Raw genomic sequence first — 15,099 nt, 5'->3', positions numbered from 1 at the left:
GCTGGAACTCAGGCAATATAGACCGCTGCGCCGCCCATCATACCGGCGCCCGCAGCGGTCAGCAGAAGCGTCTCGCCTTCTGCATAAGGTCGTGTCTGATTGGCGACCGAGAGCGATAGCGGAATTGTTGCGGCGGAGGAATTGCCGTAGGTCGCTATTGTCCGCACCGTTTTAGCCGGATTGATATCGAAATTATGCGCAACGGCATCGAACATGCGCGCATTGGCCTGGTGGGGTACAAAACGGTCAATGCGAGTGGCCTCAACGTCTGCCTTTTCCAGCGCATTTCTGGAGGTGACCGTCATCAAATCGACCGCACGGGAAAACACCTCGCGACCATTCTGCATCGACATCAGGAATTGCTCCGGTGCCATGTCGGGCGAGAATGGCCGGTTGCCGCCGCCGGATGGGATTGAAATCAGGTCATAGCCGCTTCCGTCTGAAGACAGATCGGCAGATAGAACCCCTCGCTGTGGGTTCGTATCTGGTGCGAGCACGACTGCTCCTGCTGCATCGGCAAAGAGGACGGTGCTTGCGCGCTCAGCCGGGTTGATGCGGCGGCTCAGAATGTTGGCCGCAACCACAAGCACAGGGCGGTTATGTGTGCGGACAAAGCTGTCTGCGAGGGTAAGCGCATAGAGAAAGCCCGCGCAAGCGCCCGCCATGTCTATAGCGCCAGACCGGGCAAGTCCGAGCTTATGCGCCAGCAACGGAGCTGACGGCGGCAGCAGATGATCCGGCGTCGATGTTGCAAGCAAAGTCAGTGCGACGTCTTCGCGGGCAATGGCGGCATTATCGAGCGCCATATCTCCGGCCACGGCTGCAAGCCCACTCAAAGTTTCGCCTTCACCTGCCCAATAGCGTGAGCGAATGCCCGTGCGTCGTTCGATCCAGCCCGGTTCCAGACCGAGCTGTTGTTCGATCTCACGGTTCTCGACGCAGCGTTTAGGCACCGCATGACCGAAACCGACCATGCGGGAGGAGCGGCATAGGCTCATTGCGGTTGCCCCGTCACGATGGATGCCACTTCGTCAATCGCGTCGTAAATATGGGCCAGTTCGGCGCTGGTCACACAATAGGGTGGCATCAGATAAAGCACATTGCCAAGCGGGCGGATCAGCAAGTTGCGCTCACGAAACAGTTTGCGCATGTGCTGGCCGATTTCTGCGAGATAGCCGCCGGAGGGCACGACAACGTCAAGCGCTGCAATCGTTCCCGCCTGCCGGATATTCGTGAAGCGCCGGTCGCCTGCAAATCGTGTCAGATTGTGTTCGTGAAACTCCTCGATGGACCGAATGCGGCTGAGCACTGGTTCTTGTCGCCAGACTTCCAGATTGGCGACGGCGGCGGCGCAGGCAATCGGGTTGGCCGTGTAGGAGCTTGAGTGAAAGAAGGTCTTGCGGCGGTCGGTTGAAAGATGCGCATCGAAGATCGCCGAGGTGCAAAGCGTTGCGGCCAACGGCAGCGCTCCGCCGGTCAGTCCCTTGGAGACGCACATAATATCCGGTGTGATACGTGCCTGTTCGCAGGCAAAGAGTGTTCCGGTTCGCCCCCAGCCGGTCATCACTTCATCGGCGATCAGCAGGCAGCCAAACCGCTCGGCGATTTCTTTGAGTGCTGTGAGCAGGGCCGGGCGATAGGTTTTCATGCCGCCCGCGCCGAGAATGAGCGGTTCGATCAGCAATGCCGCCACGCGGCCTGACCTGCAATGGTCCTCGAACATGTCGAGCATGCGCTGTTCGTTGCCCTTTTCCGGAAAGGGTAGCCGATCCACGCCAAACAGCAGCGGTTCGTAGGCGGCATTGAAAACGCCGCGCTCTCCGGTGGACATGGTGCCGATGGTGTCACCGTGATAGCCGTGCTCCATCACGACGATACGGTCCCGCGCTTGGCCCGTATTGTGAAAATAGCCGAGTGCCATTTTCAGCGCGACTTCCACTGCGGTCGAACCGCTGTCCGAATAGAAGACGTGATGCAGGCCGGGCGGCGCGATTTCGATCAGCCCTTCGGCTAGTTGTTCGGCAGGCGCGTGGGAATATTCGGCAAAGATGATCTGGTCGAAATTTTCCGTCGCGCTGCGGATCACCTGCATGATTTCCGGGTGCCGATGGCCATGGGTGATGACCCACCAGGAGGAGATTGCATCGAGGATACGCTTGCCGCTTTCGTCGACCAGATAAGCGCCCTCAGTCGATACGATGCGTTGCATCTCCGGTTCCAGCGCATGCTGGGTAAAGGGGTGCCAGACAGTTTGTCGCTTCATGCCCACACCTCCGCGAAACTGCTTAGATCAAAGCTGTCCTCAAAGGCTTGTCGCAACGCGCTTCCTGCTGGGTCGGGTAGGAACGGCAGGCGACCAAGAACGCGCACTCCGCTCATTTTCGCGATGATGCGCTGGGTTTCTATATTCTCGTCACCGATGAAGGCGATGCCGCATAGGGGCGTGCGCCGATGCTTCAGCGCTTCGACGGACAGCAGCGTGTGATTGATCGTGCCGAGATTGGTGCGGGCGCACAGAATGACCGGAATTTGCCACCGGGCGAATATATCGGCAAAAACCAGATCGTCCGAGAGCGGCACCAGCAACCCGCCTGCGCCTTCGATCACCAGCGGGCCGTCCGTTGCGGGCACGGCGAATGCATCGTCGGAAATCGCCTTGCCGTCCAGCGCTGCCGACTGATGCGGCGAAAGCGGTGCAGAAAGCTTGTAGACTTCCGGCAAGATACGACTTGGAGGCAGGCCGACAAGCCGTGCGACCGCCTGACTATCGGTTTCCTCGTCCAGACCGGATTGCACCGGCTTCCAATAGTAACCGTCGAGGGCAGCGGTGAGGGCGGCTGAAAAGACCGTCTTGCCGATGCCGGTATCCGTGCCAGAGACGACGAAGCGCGTTGTCATGGTCTGTCTTTTCCCATTGCAATGGAAAGCCGGTCAAACATCTGACGGATCTGGCTTTCACTGACATTAAGCGTGATGGATAGTCTGAGCCGTGCGGTTCCTTCCGGCACAGTCGGAGGGCGGATCGCCCGGATATCGAACCCCTCTGCGCGCATCGCTTCGGCAATACGCATGGCGTGAAAATTGTCACCGATCAGGATCGGCATAATATGCGAGCCGCTCGGCCTGAGGCCCAGAAGCGAAGCCGCGAGTGATCCGGCAAGGCCGGTCAGATATTGCAATCGCTGGCGACGCTCTGGCTCGTCAGCAATCATGCGCAATGCCTCACGCACACCCGCCGCTATCAAGGGCGACGGTGCAGTCGAATAGATGAAGTTGCGGGCGCGGTTGATGAGATAGTCGCCAAGTATGGCGGGTAATTGCAGCAGCGCGCCGGACAAGCCCATCGCCTTGCCGCATGTGTGCAGCACCAGCACATTGTCGCGATTTTCGATATTGGCCGCCAGTCCACGTCCTTGCGGGCCATAAATGCCGGTGGCATGGGCTTCATCGATCACCAGAAACCCGCCGTTGCGGTTTGCCAGTTCGGCCAGTTCCGCGATGGGGGCGGTATCACCATCCATGGAATAGAGACTTTCGATGGCGATCCACGGATACCCTTTGCCACCCTTGCGCCGCCATTCGCTGATGGCGGCGTCGAAAGCGCCGACATCATTGTGCTTTGCAAAGACGGTATCTGCCTTGCTGGATGCAATGCCCGCGTGAACGCTGGCATGGATCAGCGCGTCACAGACGATCAGGTCTCCGCGCTGCGGCATGGTCGCAAACAGCGCCGTATTGGCCGCGAAACCACTGCCGAAATACAGCACTTTCTCTGCGTCGAAGAAGGCCGCAGCTTCGGCTTCAAGTGCTTCATGCTCGGTATGGTTGCCACGCAACAGCCGCGATCCGCCTGCGCCAACCGGAACGCCGCGGTCGAGCGCGGCAACGATAGCTGTCTTGAGGCGCGGTGAATTGGCGAGACCCAGATAGTCGTTTGACGTGAAGTCGATGCCTCTCTGCGGGGAGAGGGCGCGTAAACGAGACTTCCGCTCAAGACCGTCCAGTGTCGCCTGATAACGGGCAAGGGGCGGGTTGCTCAACGCAACTGCTCCAGGGTCATCGGCTTGAGGCCGAGCCGCCGGAAAAGCGCGCTGTCGTGATCTTCGCCGGGATTGTCGGCAGTCAGCAGCGTGTCGCCGACAAAGATCGAATTGGCTCCGGCAAAGAAGCAAAGCGCCTGCATTTCATCGCTCATATCGGTGCGACCGGCGGAGAGCCGCACATAGGATGTCGGCATGAGAATCCGGGCCAGCGCGATGGTGCGTATAAAATCGAACGGGTCGATAGGCTCGGCATTGGCAAGGCGCGAACCGGGAATAGGGATCAGCATATTGATCGGCACGCTTTCGGGCGGTGTCGGCAAATTGGCCAGCGTGACAAGCATCGAAATGCGATCGTCTACGGTTTCGCCCATGCCGAGAATGCCACCTGCACAGACCTTGATTCCTGCATCGCGGACATTCGCCAGTGTTTCGAGCCGGTCTTCGAAAGTTCGAGTGGTGATGATCTCGGGATAAAACCGCTCCGACGTGTCGATGTTATGGTTGTAATAATCAAGCCCGGCATCGGAAAGGCGTGACGATTGTTCGGGCGACAGCATGCCAAGCGTCATGCAGGTTTCCATGCCCATTGCCTTGACGCCCTCAACCATCGCGACAAGCATGTCCATGTCGCGGTCCTTGGGGCTGCGCCAGGCGGCCCCCATGCAATAGCGCGTTGCCCCGCCCTCCTGCGCCTTGCGCGCTTCGGACAGTACGCGCTCGACTTCCATCAGTTTGGACGCCTTCAGCCCGGTTGGATAATGCGCCGACTGGCTGCAATAGCCGCAATCTTCGGCGCAGCCACCGGTTTTGATCGAAAGCAACCTGCTCATTTGAATGGCATCGGGGTCGAAATGCTGCCGGTGAATTTCCTGCGCGCGGAAGACGAGCTGAATGAATGGTAAATTATAGATAATTTTCGCAAGATTGAGCGACTCATTTTGTTGCTCGCTTGAATCAGCGTCCCGTTTATCGCTAATTATCTCATTAATCTCAATCATCTAGCTACCCATCCTATTTTTAATAGATATGATTATTAAATTATCTATATTTTATGCGAGCGCAATCGCGCAAGTCGCTAATGATTGTAGGTGAAAGCAGCTATGGGAATTTAGCGGAGATAGGACGGTTCGTGGGAAGCCGTGATCCCTGCCCATGAGACGCTTCCGAGGCAGGTGGCCCAAAATTTCGATGTAAGGGAAAGAGGACTTGGGGGCTGGTCTGCGAACAGCCTAAACAGGCCGAAACTGAAAATCCCCGCGCATTGCAGCGCGGGGATCAAAGGGGAGTTACTTCACCCAGATAACGCGGCGCGTTTGCGGTTCCACGAGCGCTGGACGCTGATCGATATAGACATAGGAATATTTCGGCTGATCAGGAACTACCGCAAGCGGCACATCTTCCGGGATCACCATGCCCTCGGTCACATCGCCATCAATGGCAATGGGTTGCGTCGGGTTGTTTTCCACGAAGGTAACCACATCGTCGGGTACGACAGGGACGGGCGGGCCTGCATTGGGCGCTTCGTCATAATAGACCACCTGTCGGTTCTGCATCGAAACGATGACCGGTTCACCGTTCACATAGATATAGCCGAAGTCCGGATTGTCGGGGATAGGGCGCACGACAACAGCCTCCGGCACGACATAACCTTCACCGACATCGTCTTGAATGACGACCGGGTCAACGGGATGGGCGATAACATAATCACGTGCAGACTGGGGCACTTCGATGATGACGGCATCTTGCGCGGCGGCGAGGCCGGTGGTCGCAAGAAACGCTGCCGTTGTAAGAATAAGAGCCTTTTTCATGTCGTAGTCTCACTTTCTAGCTTGCCCCGCAGCGGTGAGTTAACCGGTGCGCGCACGGTCGGTTCCGCATCTGGCGCGCACATCATGCGACAGGCTGCAACATTCGTCCCGCCCCTGGCGGAGCAGGCGATGCAAAAGGCGAGCTATTCGAGCGGGATAAGCGTGTGACGCTTCCTCAACGGAAAAAGTGAGCGAAATCGCATTTCTTTATCGTCGTTTGCGAAAAATAGTGGGCTTTGTTGTAGTAATCCGTCGCAGTTCGGATTACTCACACTCATTCCCCTCAAGACAGACAGTCACCCGTTTCGGGCGGCTTCGAGTATGGCGCATGACCTCCAAGAGCCAAGGCTACTTCTTCACGATCCTCGCGGTGACCATCTTTGCAGTGCAGGATGGCATTTCGAAATATCTTGGCACGCATTACTCGCCGATCTTCATCACGATGATCCGCTACTGGGTTTTTGCCGCATTCGTCATTCTGCTGGCCATACGCTCCGGCGGTATCGCCAAGGCGGCGTCCACGAAGCGCCCGTTTCTACAGATCACCCGCGGCGTGATTCTGGCTGCGGAAATCGTCACCTTCATCTTCGGCCTCAGCCGCGCCGGAATGGCCATGGCGCAGTCTGTCTTTCAGGGCGCGCCTTTGCTGGTCACCATGCTATCTGTGCCATTTCTCGGCGAAAAGGTTGGCTGGCGTCGCTGGACGGCGATCATTGTTGGCCTGTGCGGTGTGCTTTTGATCATCAATCCGGTCAACGCCCATTTCGACGCCAATATTCTGTTCTCCGTCGCGGCGACCTTCATGTTCGCGATCTATGCTGTCGCGACGCGTGCGGTTAGCCGCGATGACGATGCCATGACCAGCTTCTTCTATACCGGGATCGGCGGTGTGGTGGTGCTCACGGCTGTGGGTGTCTTTTATCTCGTGCCCATCGCGCCGCACGACTGGTTCTGGATGGCGGCGCTCTGCGTTTGCGGCATTTCCAGCCATTATTGCCTCATCCGGGCTTATGACATTCTGGAAGCAGGCGAAGTGCAGCCGCTGACCTATCTCCAATTGGTCATCGGCGCATTTATCGCGACGCTGGTTTTCCATGAAACCCTGACATGGAATATCATCGCTGGTGCCTTTATCGTTGTCAGCGCCGGCCTCTTTTCCATGTTCCGGGAGCGCAGCCTGTCGCTCAAACGCACCACAAGCTCGACAACCCCCTGAACCATAAATGAATCCGAAGTCAAATTCTCTTGAGCGGCTTTGTTTTACCGCGATCTGTGATATATGCCGTCAACGGTCAGCAAGATTGTTTATTGCTCGCAGTTTCTTTTGAGCCGACTGTCGTTTGCGGCATGGATATCTCCAAAAGGCGCGCATCACCTTTCCCGGATAGATAAGCCAGGTTCGTGAAGTCTCCGTCATCAGCATGTGATGGCGGTCGCCCGTTTTTTGCCCGCTGAGCTGGAATAGCCATGAGTGTCAGCATCGAGAGCCAGAGTTCAACCACCGAAGCGTCAGCTTCGGAGGGCAAGAGCAATTTTCGCATCATTGCGCTGATTGTTGCCAGTGCCATGTTGATGGAGCAGCTGGACGCGACCATTCTGGCCACCGCGCTTCCGACCATGGCGCGCGATTTTGCTGTCGGCGCGCCTTCCATGAGCGTTGCGCTGACCTCCTATCTGCTCAGTCTTGCAATTTTCATTCCGGCCAGCGGCAAGATCGCCGACCGCTTCGGCACGCGCACGGTTTTTCGCTTCGCAATTGCAATCTTCATTCTGGGTTCCGTACTCTGCGCACAGGCGCCAAACCTGCCATGTCTGGTCGCAGCCCGACTATTGCAGGGCGCAGGCGGCGCGATGATGCTGCCGGTTGGCCGTCTGGTGTTGATCCGTTCGGTGGAACGCAAGGACCTCATCGCTGCCATGTCGTGGATGCTGGTGCCCGCGCTTATGGGCCCTATTCTCGGGCCGCCGCTTGGCGGTCTGTTCGTGACATTTCTGGACTGGCGCTGGATTTTCTACATCAATGTGCCCATCGGTATTCTGGGTATGGTGTTCGTGTCGCTTTATATCGGTGAATATAAAAGCGAAACGCGCGAGCCATTCGATTTCGTGGGTCTGATCCTGTCGGGGATAGCGCTTGGCGCTTTGCTGTTCAGTCTGGAAACGGCGAGCAATCCGGGGGAAGGGAACCTCGCGCTGAAGCTCTTTGTCGTCGGTGTTGTTTTCGGCGTTGCCACAATCGTCCATTCGCGCCGCCATCCCGCGCCGATGCTCGATTTTTCGCTGTTGCGCATTGAAAGCTTCGGAACATCGATGATTGCGGGGTCGATCACCCGTATCACGCAGGGCGCGCACCCGTTTCTGCTGCCGCTGATGCTTCAGATCGGCTTTGGTCTGTCGGCTGTGGCGGCAGGCAATATGGTGCTTGCGACCGCGCTTGGCGCGCTGGCGATGAAGGCCTTTGCGCCGCGGATCATCCGGCGGTTTGGCTTCCGGCAATCGCTGGTGGTGAATGGCATATTCTCCGCTTGCAGTTATGCGATCTGCGCTTTCTTCACACCGGATTGGCCGCATTGGCTGATCTTCATCGTGCTTGCCATGTCGGGCTTTTCAATGTCGTTCCAGTTCACCGCTTACAACACGGTGGCCTATGACAGGGTGGACGCAAAGCGGATGAGCTCGGCCAACAGCTTTTATTCGACGTTCCAGCAGCTCATGCTGTCAGTCGGTGTTTGCGTGGCGGCGCTGGTTCTTCATGCATCCATGAATTTGCAGGCCCACGACGTGCCCGTCATGTCGGATTTCTCGACGGCGTTTCTCGTCGTGACCGGTATTTCACTGACAGCGACTTTCTGGAACCTGCGTTTTGCCAAGAACGCTGGCGAACAGATGCGGGGCAGATAAGACCCTGTCAGGGTCGAATGCTGTCACGGTCGGCAAGAATGGAGGCGGAATCGCAATAAAGCCGCATGATCTCCGTGTCTTTCTTGTCGTTTGAAAAGGCGTCGATGGTTTTATAAACGCGCACTTCCGCATCCCTTACGCGGTCCGGAATGCGGTTGTCTTCCGTCACGACGAAAGCATAGACATAGTCGCCGCGCGCATAGCCGATCGCCATCGTCATGTCAGTCGGATGGTTGATATCGGTGTCCTTGGTCGAGAACAGAGTATTGTCAGCCTCGAAATAAAGTTCGGTCGGGCCAGAGCCGGTCGCATAGCTGTAATAGGCTTCTTTCTTGCCCGGATTGGCCTTGGTGTCGTCAATGCGGCAAAACTCGGCGCGGGCGTTGCGATCCGGAATATTGCAGGCAAATTGCGTCTGCCAAGGCGGAATACAATTCGCTATAGCGGGTAGTGGTGCCAATACCACCATCACCGTTGCAAGACATATTTTCACGCAAAGCCCCTCATTGTCATCCCCGGCGCCGAATCGAGGTCCGCACCTCTATTAGCAGAAGCAAACACACGCCCGATGGGCAAGCCGTTTGCTGCCGTACGGAAGCGGTCTGCTGAAAAGGGAAAAGGCCTCCTTGCTGTACAATCAGCAAAGAGGCCTTTGTTCAGGAAAGCATTGAAGCTTTTAAATGAGGCCCGATTATTCTTCGAACCAGATCTTTTCGGCCAGACGATAGCCGCTCATGTCGCCGCCGGATGGCGTCGGGGTGAAGCCCTTGATCTTGTCGGTTGCGGCGGCAAGATTGTCGGCGAAGAGCGGGATGATTTCGCCGCCTTCATCCACCATGATGACCTGAATGTCGTGGTAGATTTTCTTGCGCTTTTCCTCGTCCAGTTCAACACGGGCTTCGGCAAGCAGCTTGTCGAAAGCTTCGTTCTTCCAGGCGGTTTCGTTCCACGGTGCGTCCGACTGCAGGATCATCGAAAGCATCGCATCGGCGGTCGGGCGAACGGCCCAGTTGGAGGCGACGAACGGACGCTTCAGCCAGATTTCATCCCAATAACCATCGGATGGAACGCGTTCCACATCAATGGTGATGCCGGCCTTGGCAGCGGCGGCCTGATAAACCTGCGCCGCATCGACCGCGCCGGGGAAGCCGTTTTCCGAAACGACCAGCGGGATATTGCCGCTATAGCCGGACTTCTTGAAGTGGAACGCCGCCTTTTCCGGGTCATAGGCGCGCTGCGGAATGTCCTTGGAGTAATACGGGTTCGACGACGAAATCGGGTTGTCGTTGCCAATAGAACCGGTGCCGCCGAGAATGCTCTTTTGCAATTCTTCGCGGTCGATGGCGTATTTCAGCGCCAGACGCACATCATTATTGTCGAAAGGCGCCGTATCGACCCGCATTGGCAGGCAGTACATGGTGTTTTCAGGCGTCTTCAAAATTTGCACGCCGGGGCGCGATGAAACGAGACCAACGGAGCGAGCGTCGACGCGGTTGACGACATGCACCTGTCCGCTGAGCAGCGCGGCCATGCGGGCCGTCGCGTCGCTCATGGCGATGGTTTCGACGGATTCCACATTGGCGCGATCCGGCGCCCAGTAATTCGGGTTGCGGCGGGTCAGTGCGCGAACACCCGGCTGGAAATCTTCCAGAATGAACGCGCCGGTGCCGATGCCCTTATCGAAATCCGCATCGAGCGGCGTAATGCCAAGATGCACGTCAGTCAGAGCGGCCGGGAAGTCGGCATTGCCCTTGTCGAGCGTGATCGTTACTTCGTAAGGATCGGTCGCCTTCAGTTCGGTCACAGCGAGCAGGAAGCCCTTACCGCCGGAATTACTGTTTTCGCCGCGATGATGGTTCAGCGAGTAAATGACATCTTCGGCCTTCAGTTCCTTGCCATTGTGGAACTGGATGCCCTTCTTGAGACGGAATACCCACTGCGATGCATCTGGCTTGGTTGCTTCCCAGCTTTCGACGAGCGCGCCATAAAGACGGCCATCCGGCGTCGGCTCAAGCAGGGTGTTGAAAAGCTGGAAACCCACCGAATACATATAGGCTTCGGGATAAAAGGCTGGATCGAGACGGTCCGAACTCGACGCCGTGTCGAGACCCATGATCAGATGGCCGCCCTTGCGCGGCGTGGCGTCCTGCGCGCGTGCCTGACCCGGCATCCAGAAGCTGCCGGTCGCGCCAAGCGCCAGTGCGCTGCCCGCTCCAAGCAAAAACTGACGACGATTTGGGGAAAGAGAGTTCGGGTTGTGATCCGACATGGCGGGTACTCGCATTCTATGTAACGGGGCCTGTGTAGCAGGCGTACTATTTGGTTCCGTTCTATCGGGACCGCTGATTGCATTCATGGTAATTTTTTCTAATTTTTACGCAATTTCTGTAATAATTTTCAATAGGAATTATTACGATCCTGCGCGTAGCCTCTCAGGCACCCATGGCAGTCGAACAGCGCAGGCGGGGGCTGGCGTTAATCCAGATCAGCGCAGCCCTGAGCTTCTGGAGGTCTTTGCTGCAACGGTTGTGCATCAGGAAATGACTGAACCCATTGAAAAGATTGAAGTTAAGATGCTTAAGAACGCTCGACTGGTACTGGCTGTGCCCGCGCAAGGAAGTAAAAACTTTTAACCAGTCCCGCAAGGAAAGTAAGAATTTGAACTTAACTTAAATAAGTAAGTATCGATTCTTTGGCGTTCTACCGCTAAACTCCCTGTTCAGTATGGGCGAGAGCACGCACCGAAAACTGCCACACGCAGGCGTCGGACAGAACGTGCGCGAGAAAAAGTGGCTGGAGCCGCCGGTCTGACATGGTCAGAACCGAACGCGTTTTAAGGGGTGCGGAGCTAAATCTTGGAGCTAGACCAAAACACGCTATTTTTCGCAGCGGGCTTATGTTCGCTTGCGGTGGCGCTAACCATTTTGAGCGTCTGGTATCAGAACCGCATGGACAAGTTCCTGCTCTGGGGCTGCCTGGGTATGATCCTGCTCGGCGCGGGCGCGGTGCTCAGCTATTCGGGTCTTCTGGCTCTCGTTCCCTCGTCGGTGATCGCTTTCAGCCTGATGACCGTCGGCTTCGTTTTCCTGTTCGTCGGTTCAAAGCAGATTTCGGCCAGACGGGTGCCCACAGGCAATCTCTTTGTGCTTTCCATCGTTGCGATTGGCGTTATTCTGGCACCCATCCTGTTGGGTTTTGTGGGCGTAGGCATCGCGATCTTCAATTTTGTGGCGGCATTTTTGCTCTACATCACGGCCAAGGAATATGGCTCAGTTTATCATGAGGCGCCTATTCCAGTTGTCGGCATGATGACGCTCTATTTGCTGACAGCCGTTTCGTTTTTCCTGTGCGGTTGCGTCATCGTCTATGAACAGCAGTGGGTGATGACCAGCCTGCCAAGCAATCTGGCGGAAGATTTCAATGCCATGATGGCGCTTATCGGTATTACGGGGATCGGGGCCTTGTCGCTGACCTTCACGCAATCACGTATTGCGCGGCGTCATGCCAATGAGGCGCGCACCGACAGTCTGACGGGCCTGCTCAACCGGCGAGCGCTTTACGACAGTCTGGCTGTTGATGAGATGCGCGCGGGCGACTCCGTGATTGTGTTCGATCTGGATGCGTTCAAGTCGATCAACGACAGTCACGGTCATACGGTCGGGGACCGTGTGTTGCTGGAATTCGCAAGCATCATCCGTGCCCATGCCGGTCAGGGGGCGATTATTGCGCGCATCGGCGGCGAGGAATTCGTGCTTATCCTGCGGCAGACCTCCAATGTGAATGTTCTCGCGACCGCTGATAAAATTCGCAAGGCTTTCGCGTCCGCCTCGTTCGATACGACGCGCGATCCATTCAGCACGACCACGAGTGCGGGTATCGCCTTCCTCACGGCCGCGGATTCCGGATTTGAAACTGTTTTCCGTCGTGCCGACGCCGCGCTTTATCGCGCCAAGGATCTGGGCCGTAACCGGATTTGTACCGAGTTGCAGATCGTCGCCTGATCGATTTCACATGTCTCTGGAAGGGCTTTAGGGCGCGCCAAAAGCGTGCCTTTGCGCCTTATTACGGAGGGATTTCCCGCCAATTGCTATTCATTCCTTCCAAATTGGAAGGAGTTAGCTTCATTCTACCCGACTAATCAGCGAGCGCTTTTTTTGAGATTGTCCGTTTCAACAATCACTGTTTTGAAACGAGGTTCATCGTGATCGACAATCGTACCGCCCCTTATGCGATCTTCATTCTGCGTCTCGCACTCGGCATTCTGTTCCTTGCCCATGCGGGTCTTAAACTCTTCGTCTTCACCCCTGCCGGAACGGCTGCCTTCTTCGGATCGCTCGGCCTGCCGGGCTGGTTCGCCTATGTCACTATCCTCTGGGAAATAATTGGTGCCGTCGCGCTGATCATCGGCGTCTTTCCGCGTGTTGCGGCGGCTGCCCTGATCCCGATCCTGCTCGGTGCAATCTTCACGGTCCATGGCGCAGCCGGCTTCTTCTTCACCAATGCCAATGGCGGTTGGGAATTCCCGGCATTCTGGATTGTCGGTCTTGCCGTGGTGGCGCTTGCAGGCAACGGCGCTTTTGCGTTGAAGCCGGGCGCATCCGCGAGCTGACGCCAAAACGCACTGTTCCGCAATGCGGGGAGGTGGCCTATGCTCCTCTCCGCACTTTTCCCGATCATCAAGGATAGATGCCATGCTCGTAGACGGAAAATGGACTGAAGACTGGCAACCGGTCCAGGCCAAGGATGAAAAAGGCGGCTTCGTGCGCCAGATTTCCGGCTTCCGCAGCTGGGTCACCCCGGACGGCAGCGCGGGTCCGACCGGTGAGGCGGGTTTCAAAGCCGAGGCCGACCGCTATCATCTCTACGTCGCCTATATCTGTCCGTGGGCGTCGCGCACGCTGATCGCGCGCAAGCTGAAAGGGCTGGATAAGCTCATTTCGATCTCCGTCGTGGAGCCAGCGTTAACGGATCAGGGCTGGCGTTTTGGTGACTATCCGGGTTCCAACCGTGATAGCCTCAACGGCGCGACCTATATGCATGAGCTTTATACGAAGGCTGACCCCCACTATACGGGACGCGCCACCGTGCCGGTATTGTGGGACAAGAAGACGAAAACCATCGTCAATAATGAATCTGCCGATATTGTCCGCATGTTCAATACTGGCTTTGGCGATCTCGCCAATAACGATATCGACCTTTACCCGGAGCCGCTGCGCTCGGAAATCGATGCGCTGAACGAGCATATCTATCCAAGCCTGAACAATGGCGTCTATCGGGCCGGTTTTGCCACCACCCAGATCGCCTATGATGAAGCTTTCCGCGATGTGTTCCGCACGCTGGACGAGCTGGAAACCCGCCTTTCAGGCAGTGGACCATTTCTGTTCGGGGATCGCTTCACCGAAACGGATATCCGGCTTTTCGTGACTCTGGTGCGCTTCGATGCGGCCTATCACGGCCTGTTCAAATGCAATCTGCGGCGGCTGGTTGACTACTCCGCGCTCAGCGCCTGGCTGATGCGCATTCTGGATATTCCCGGCATTCGCGAAACGGTCAATATCGATCACATCAAGCGCGGCTACTATTCCATCAAGGCGCTGAACCCCACCGGCATCGTGCCACTTGGGCCTGATTTGCCGGGGTTGGCTCCGGTTCACATTTGAAAGTGAATGACAGACAGATGCATTCTTTGATTATCTTTCTCCACGGTGTCGGCAGTCGCGGGGCGGATCTCGCTTCGCTTGGCGAGTTTTGGGCCGATGCCTTGCCCGGCGCGGCATTCGCAGCACCAGATGCGCCCTTTCCCTTCGATCAGGGCGGTAACGGGCGTCAATGGTTCAGCGTCAGCGGTGTTACGCCCGCCAATCGCCCGCAGCGAATTGTCGAGGCGCGTGCGGCTTTTGATGAAACACTGACGCGGATCATTGCCGAGCACGGCTTTGCCGATAAGCTCGACCGTGTAGTGCTCGTTGGTTTTTCCCAAGGCGCGATCATGTCGCTTGATGCGCTTGTTTCGGGTCGCTGGCCGGTTGCCGCCGTGGTTGCCTTTTCCGGCAGACTGGCTTCGCCGGAACCTTTTACACCGACACTTGCGACACAGGCCCTGCTGGTGCATGGCAGCGCCGATCCGGTCATTCCGGCAAGCGAATCCGAAAGCGCAAATGCGCGCCTGACCGGAATCGGTGTGAACGCCACCTGCCATATTCTGCGCGGCGTCGGGCATACGGTATCGTCTGAAGGCGCGGTCATGGCTGCCGCATTCTTGCGGTCGGTTTTGAAGCTTGGATAATTTCCAGATTAAGCTATTTTCCTGCCTTGTGAGACGGAAAATAGCTAGAATGGAAGCAATC

15 protein-coding genes are annotated in these 15,099 nt (G+C 56.9%); 7 read left to right on the top strand and 8 right to left on the bottom strand.

Going from position 1 to position 15,099, the window contains the following annotated elements; all coding sequences use genetic code 11:
• Positions 1-8 precede the first annotated feature (8 nt).
• The 6 genes from ACTJKP_RS11335 to ACTJKP_RS11310 form a co-directional block, all read right to left on the bottom strand.
• Positions 9-998, bottom strand: coding sequence for a beta-ketoacyl-ACP synthase III (locus ACTJKP_RS11335; RefSeq protein WP_440630721.1), 990 nt, complete (start codon positions 996-998; stop codon positions 9-11).
• Positions 995-2,263: an adenosylmethionine--8-amino-7-oxononanoate transaminase gene (locus ACTJKP_RS11330; RefSeq protein WP_440630720.1), complete on the bottom strand. Its 1,269-nt coding sequence runs from the start codon at positions 2,261-2,263 to the stop codon at positions 995-997. Before ACTJKP_RS11330 ends, ACTJKP_RS11335 begins: the two co-directional genes overlap by 4 nt.
• Complete coding sequence (gene bioD / locus ACTJKP_RS11325) at positions 2,260-2,898, bottom strand: dethiobiotin synthase (protein WP_440630719.1); 639 nt, start codon at positions 2,896-2,898, stop codon at positions 2,260-2,262. Before bioD ends, ACTJKP_RS11330 begins: the two co-directional genes overlap by 4 nt.
• Entirely contained in the window at positions 2,895-4,040 is a 1,146-nt protein-coding gene (locus ACTJKP_RS11320) for an 8-amino-7-oxononanoate synthase (RefSeq protein WP_440630718.1), read from the bottom strand. The genes bioD and ACTJKP_RS11320 overlap by 4 nt, the downstream gene beginning before the upstream one ends.
• On the bottom strand, positions 4,037-5,041 hold the full coding sequence (bioB, locus tag ACTJKP_RS11315; protein ID WP_440630717.1) for a biotin synthase BioB: 1,005 nt from the start codon (positions 5,039-5,041) through the stop codon (positions 4,037-4,039). The genes ACTJKP_RS11320 and bioB overlap by 4 nt, the downstream gene beginning before the upstream one ends.
• A gap of 288 nt (positions 5,042-5,329) precedes the next feature.
• The gene (locus ACTJKP_RS11310; protein ID WP_078336854.1) at positions 5,330-5,851 is read right to left on the bottom strand and encodes a DUF1236 domain-containing protein; all 522 of its coding nucleotides are present in this window, start codon (positions 5,849-5,851) and stop codon (positions 5,330-5,332) included.
• A gap of 328 nt (positions 5,852-6,179) precedes the next feature.
• Between ACTJKP_RS11310 and ACTJKP_RS11305 the strand changes: the two genes are divergently transcribed.
• Positions 6,180-7,067 carry a DMT family transporter gene (locus tag ACTJKP_RS11305; protein ID WP_440630716.1) on the top strand — a complete coding sequence of 296 codons (888 nt, stop codon included), beginning with the start codon at positions 6,180-6,182 and terminating at the stop codon, positions 7,065-7,067.
• Positions 7,068-7,318: 251 nt separating this feature from the next.
• Entirely contained in the window at positions 7,319-8,752 is a 1,434-nt protein-coding gene (locus ACTJKP_RS11300; RefSeq protein ID WP_440630715.1) for a DHA2 family efflux MFS transporter permease subunit, read from the top strand.
• A gap of 7 nt (positions 8,753-8,759) precedes the next feature.
• On the opposite strand, the gene ACTJKP_RS11295 is transcribed toward ACTJKP_RS11300, so the two are convergent.
• Together ACTJKP_RS11295 and ACTJKP_RS11290 are read right to left on the bottom strand one after the other, a co-directional pair.
• Entirely contained in the window at positions 8,760-9,245 is a 486-nt protein-coding gene (locus tag ACTJKP_RS11295; RefSeq protein ID WP_440630714.1) for a hypothetical protein, read from the bottom strand.
• Positions 9,246-9,443: 198 nt separating this feature from the next.
• On the bottom strand, positions 9,444-11,021 hold the full coding sequence (locus tag ACTJKP_RS11290; RefSeq protein ID WP_113533425.1) for an ABC transporter substrate-binding protein: 1,578 nt from the start codon (positions 11,019-11,021) through the stop codon (positions 9,444-9,446).
• On the opposite strand from ACTJKP_RS11290, the gene ACTJKP_RS11285 reads away from it, so the two are divergent.
• The 5 genes from ACTJKP_RS11285 (at position 11,020) to ACTJKP_RS11265 (ending at position 15,038) form a co-directional block, all read left to right on the top strand.
• Entirely contained in the window at positions 11,020-11,385 is a 366-nt protein-coding gene (locus ACTJKP_RS11285; protein ID WP_440630713.1) for a hypothetical protein, read from the top strand. The two genes, ACTJKP_RS11290 and ACTJKP_RS11285, sit on opposite strands and share 2 nt — an antisense overlap.
• Before the next feature lie 222 nt (positions 11,386-11,607).
• Complete coding sequence (locus ACTJKP_RS11280) at positions 11,608-12,753, top strand: diguanylate cyclase (protein ID WP_440630712.1); 1,146 nt, start codon at positions 11,608-11,610, stop codon at positions 12,751-12,753.
• A 200-nt stretch (positions 12,754-12,953) separates the two neighbouring features.
• Complete coding sequence (locus ACTJKP_RS11275) at positions 12,954-13,361, top strand: DoxX family protein (RefSeq protein ID WP_440630711.1); 408 nt, start codon at positions 12,954-12,956, stop codon at positions 13,359-13,361.
• Between the two features lie 82 nt (positions 13,362-13,443).
• Positions 13,444-14,412, top strand: coding sequence for a glutathione S-transferase family protein (locus ACTJKP_RS11270; RefSeq protein WP_440630710.1), 969 nt, complete (start codon positions 13,444-13,446; stop codon positions 14,410-14,412).
• A gap of 17 nt (positions 14,413-14,429) precedes the next feature.
• On the top strand, positions 14,430-15,038 hold the full coding sequence (locus ACTJKP_RS11265; RefSeq protein WP_440630709.1) for an alpha/beta hydrolase: 609 nt from the start codon (positions 14,430-14,432) through the stop codon (positions 15,036-15,038).
• Positions 15,039-15,099: the final 61 nt, after the last annotated feature.

It is taken from the genome of Brucella sp. 22210 (assembly GCF_052045675.1).
In the GTDB taxonomy this organism is placed as follows: Bacteria; Pseudomonadota; Alphaproteobacteria; order Rhizobiales; family Rhizobiaceae; genus Brucella.
The sequence above is the reverse complement of the archived record's forward strand: the minus strand, read 5'-3'. Positions and strand labels throughout refer to the sequence as shown.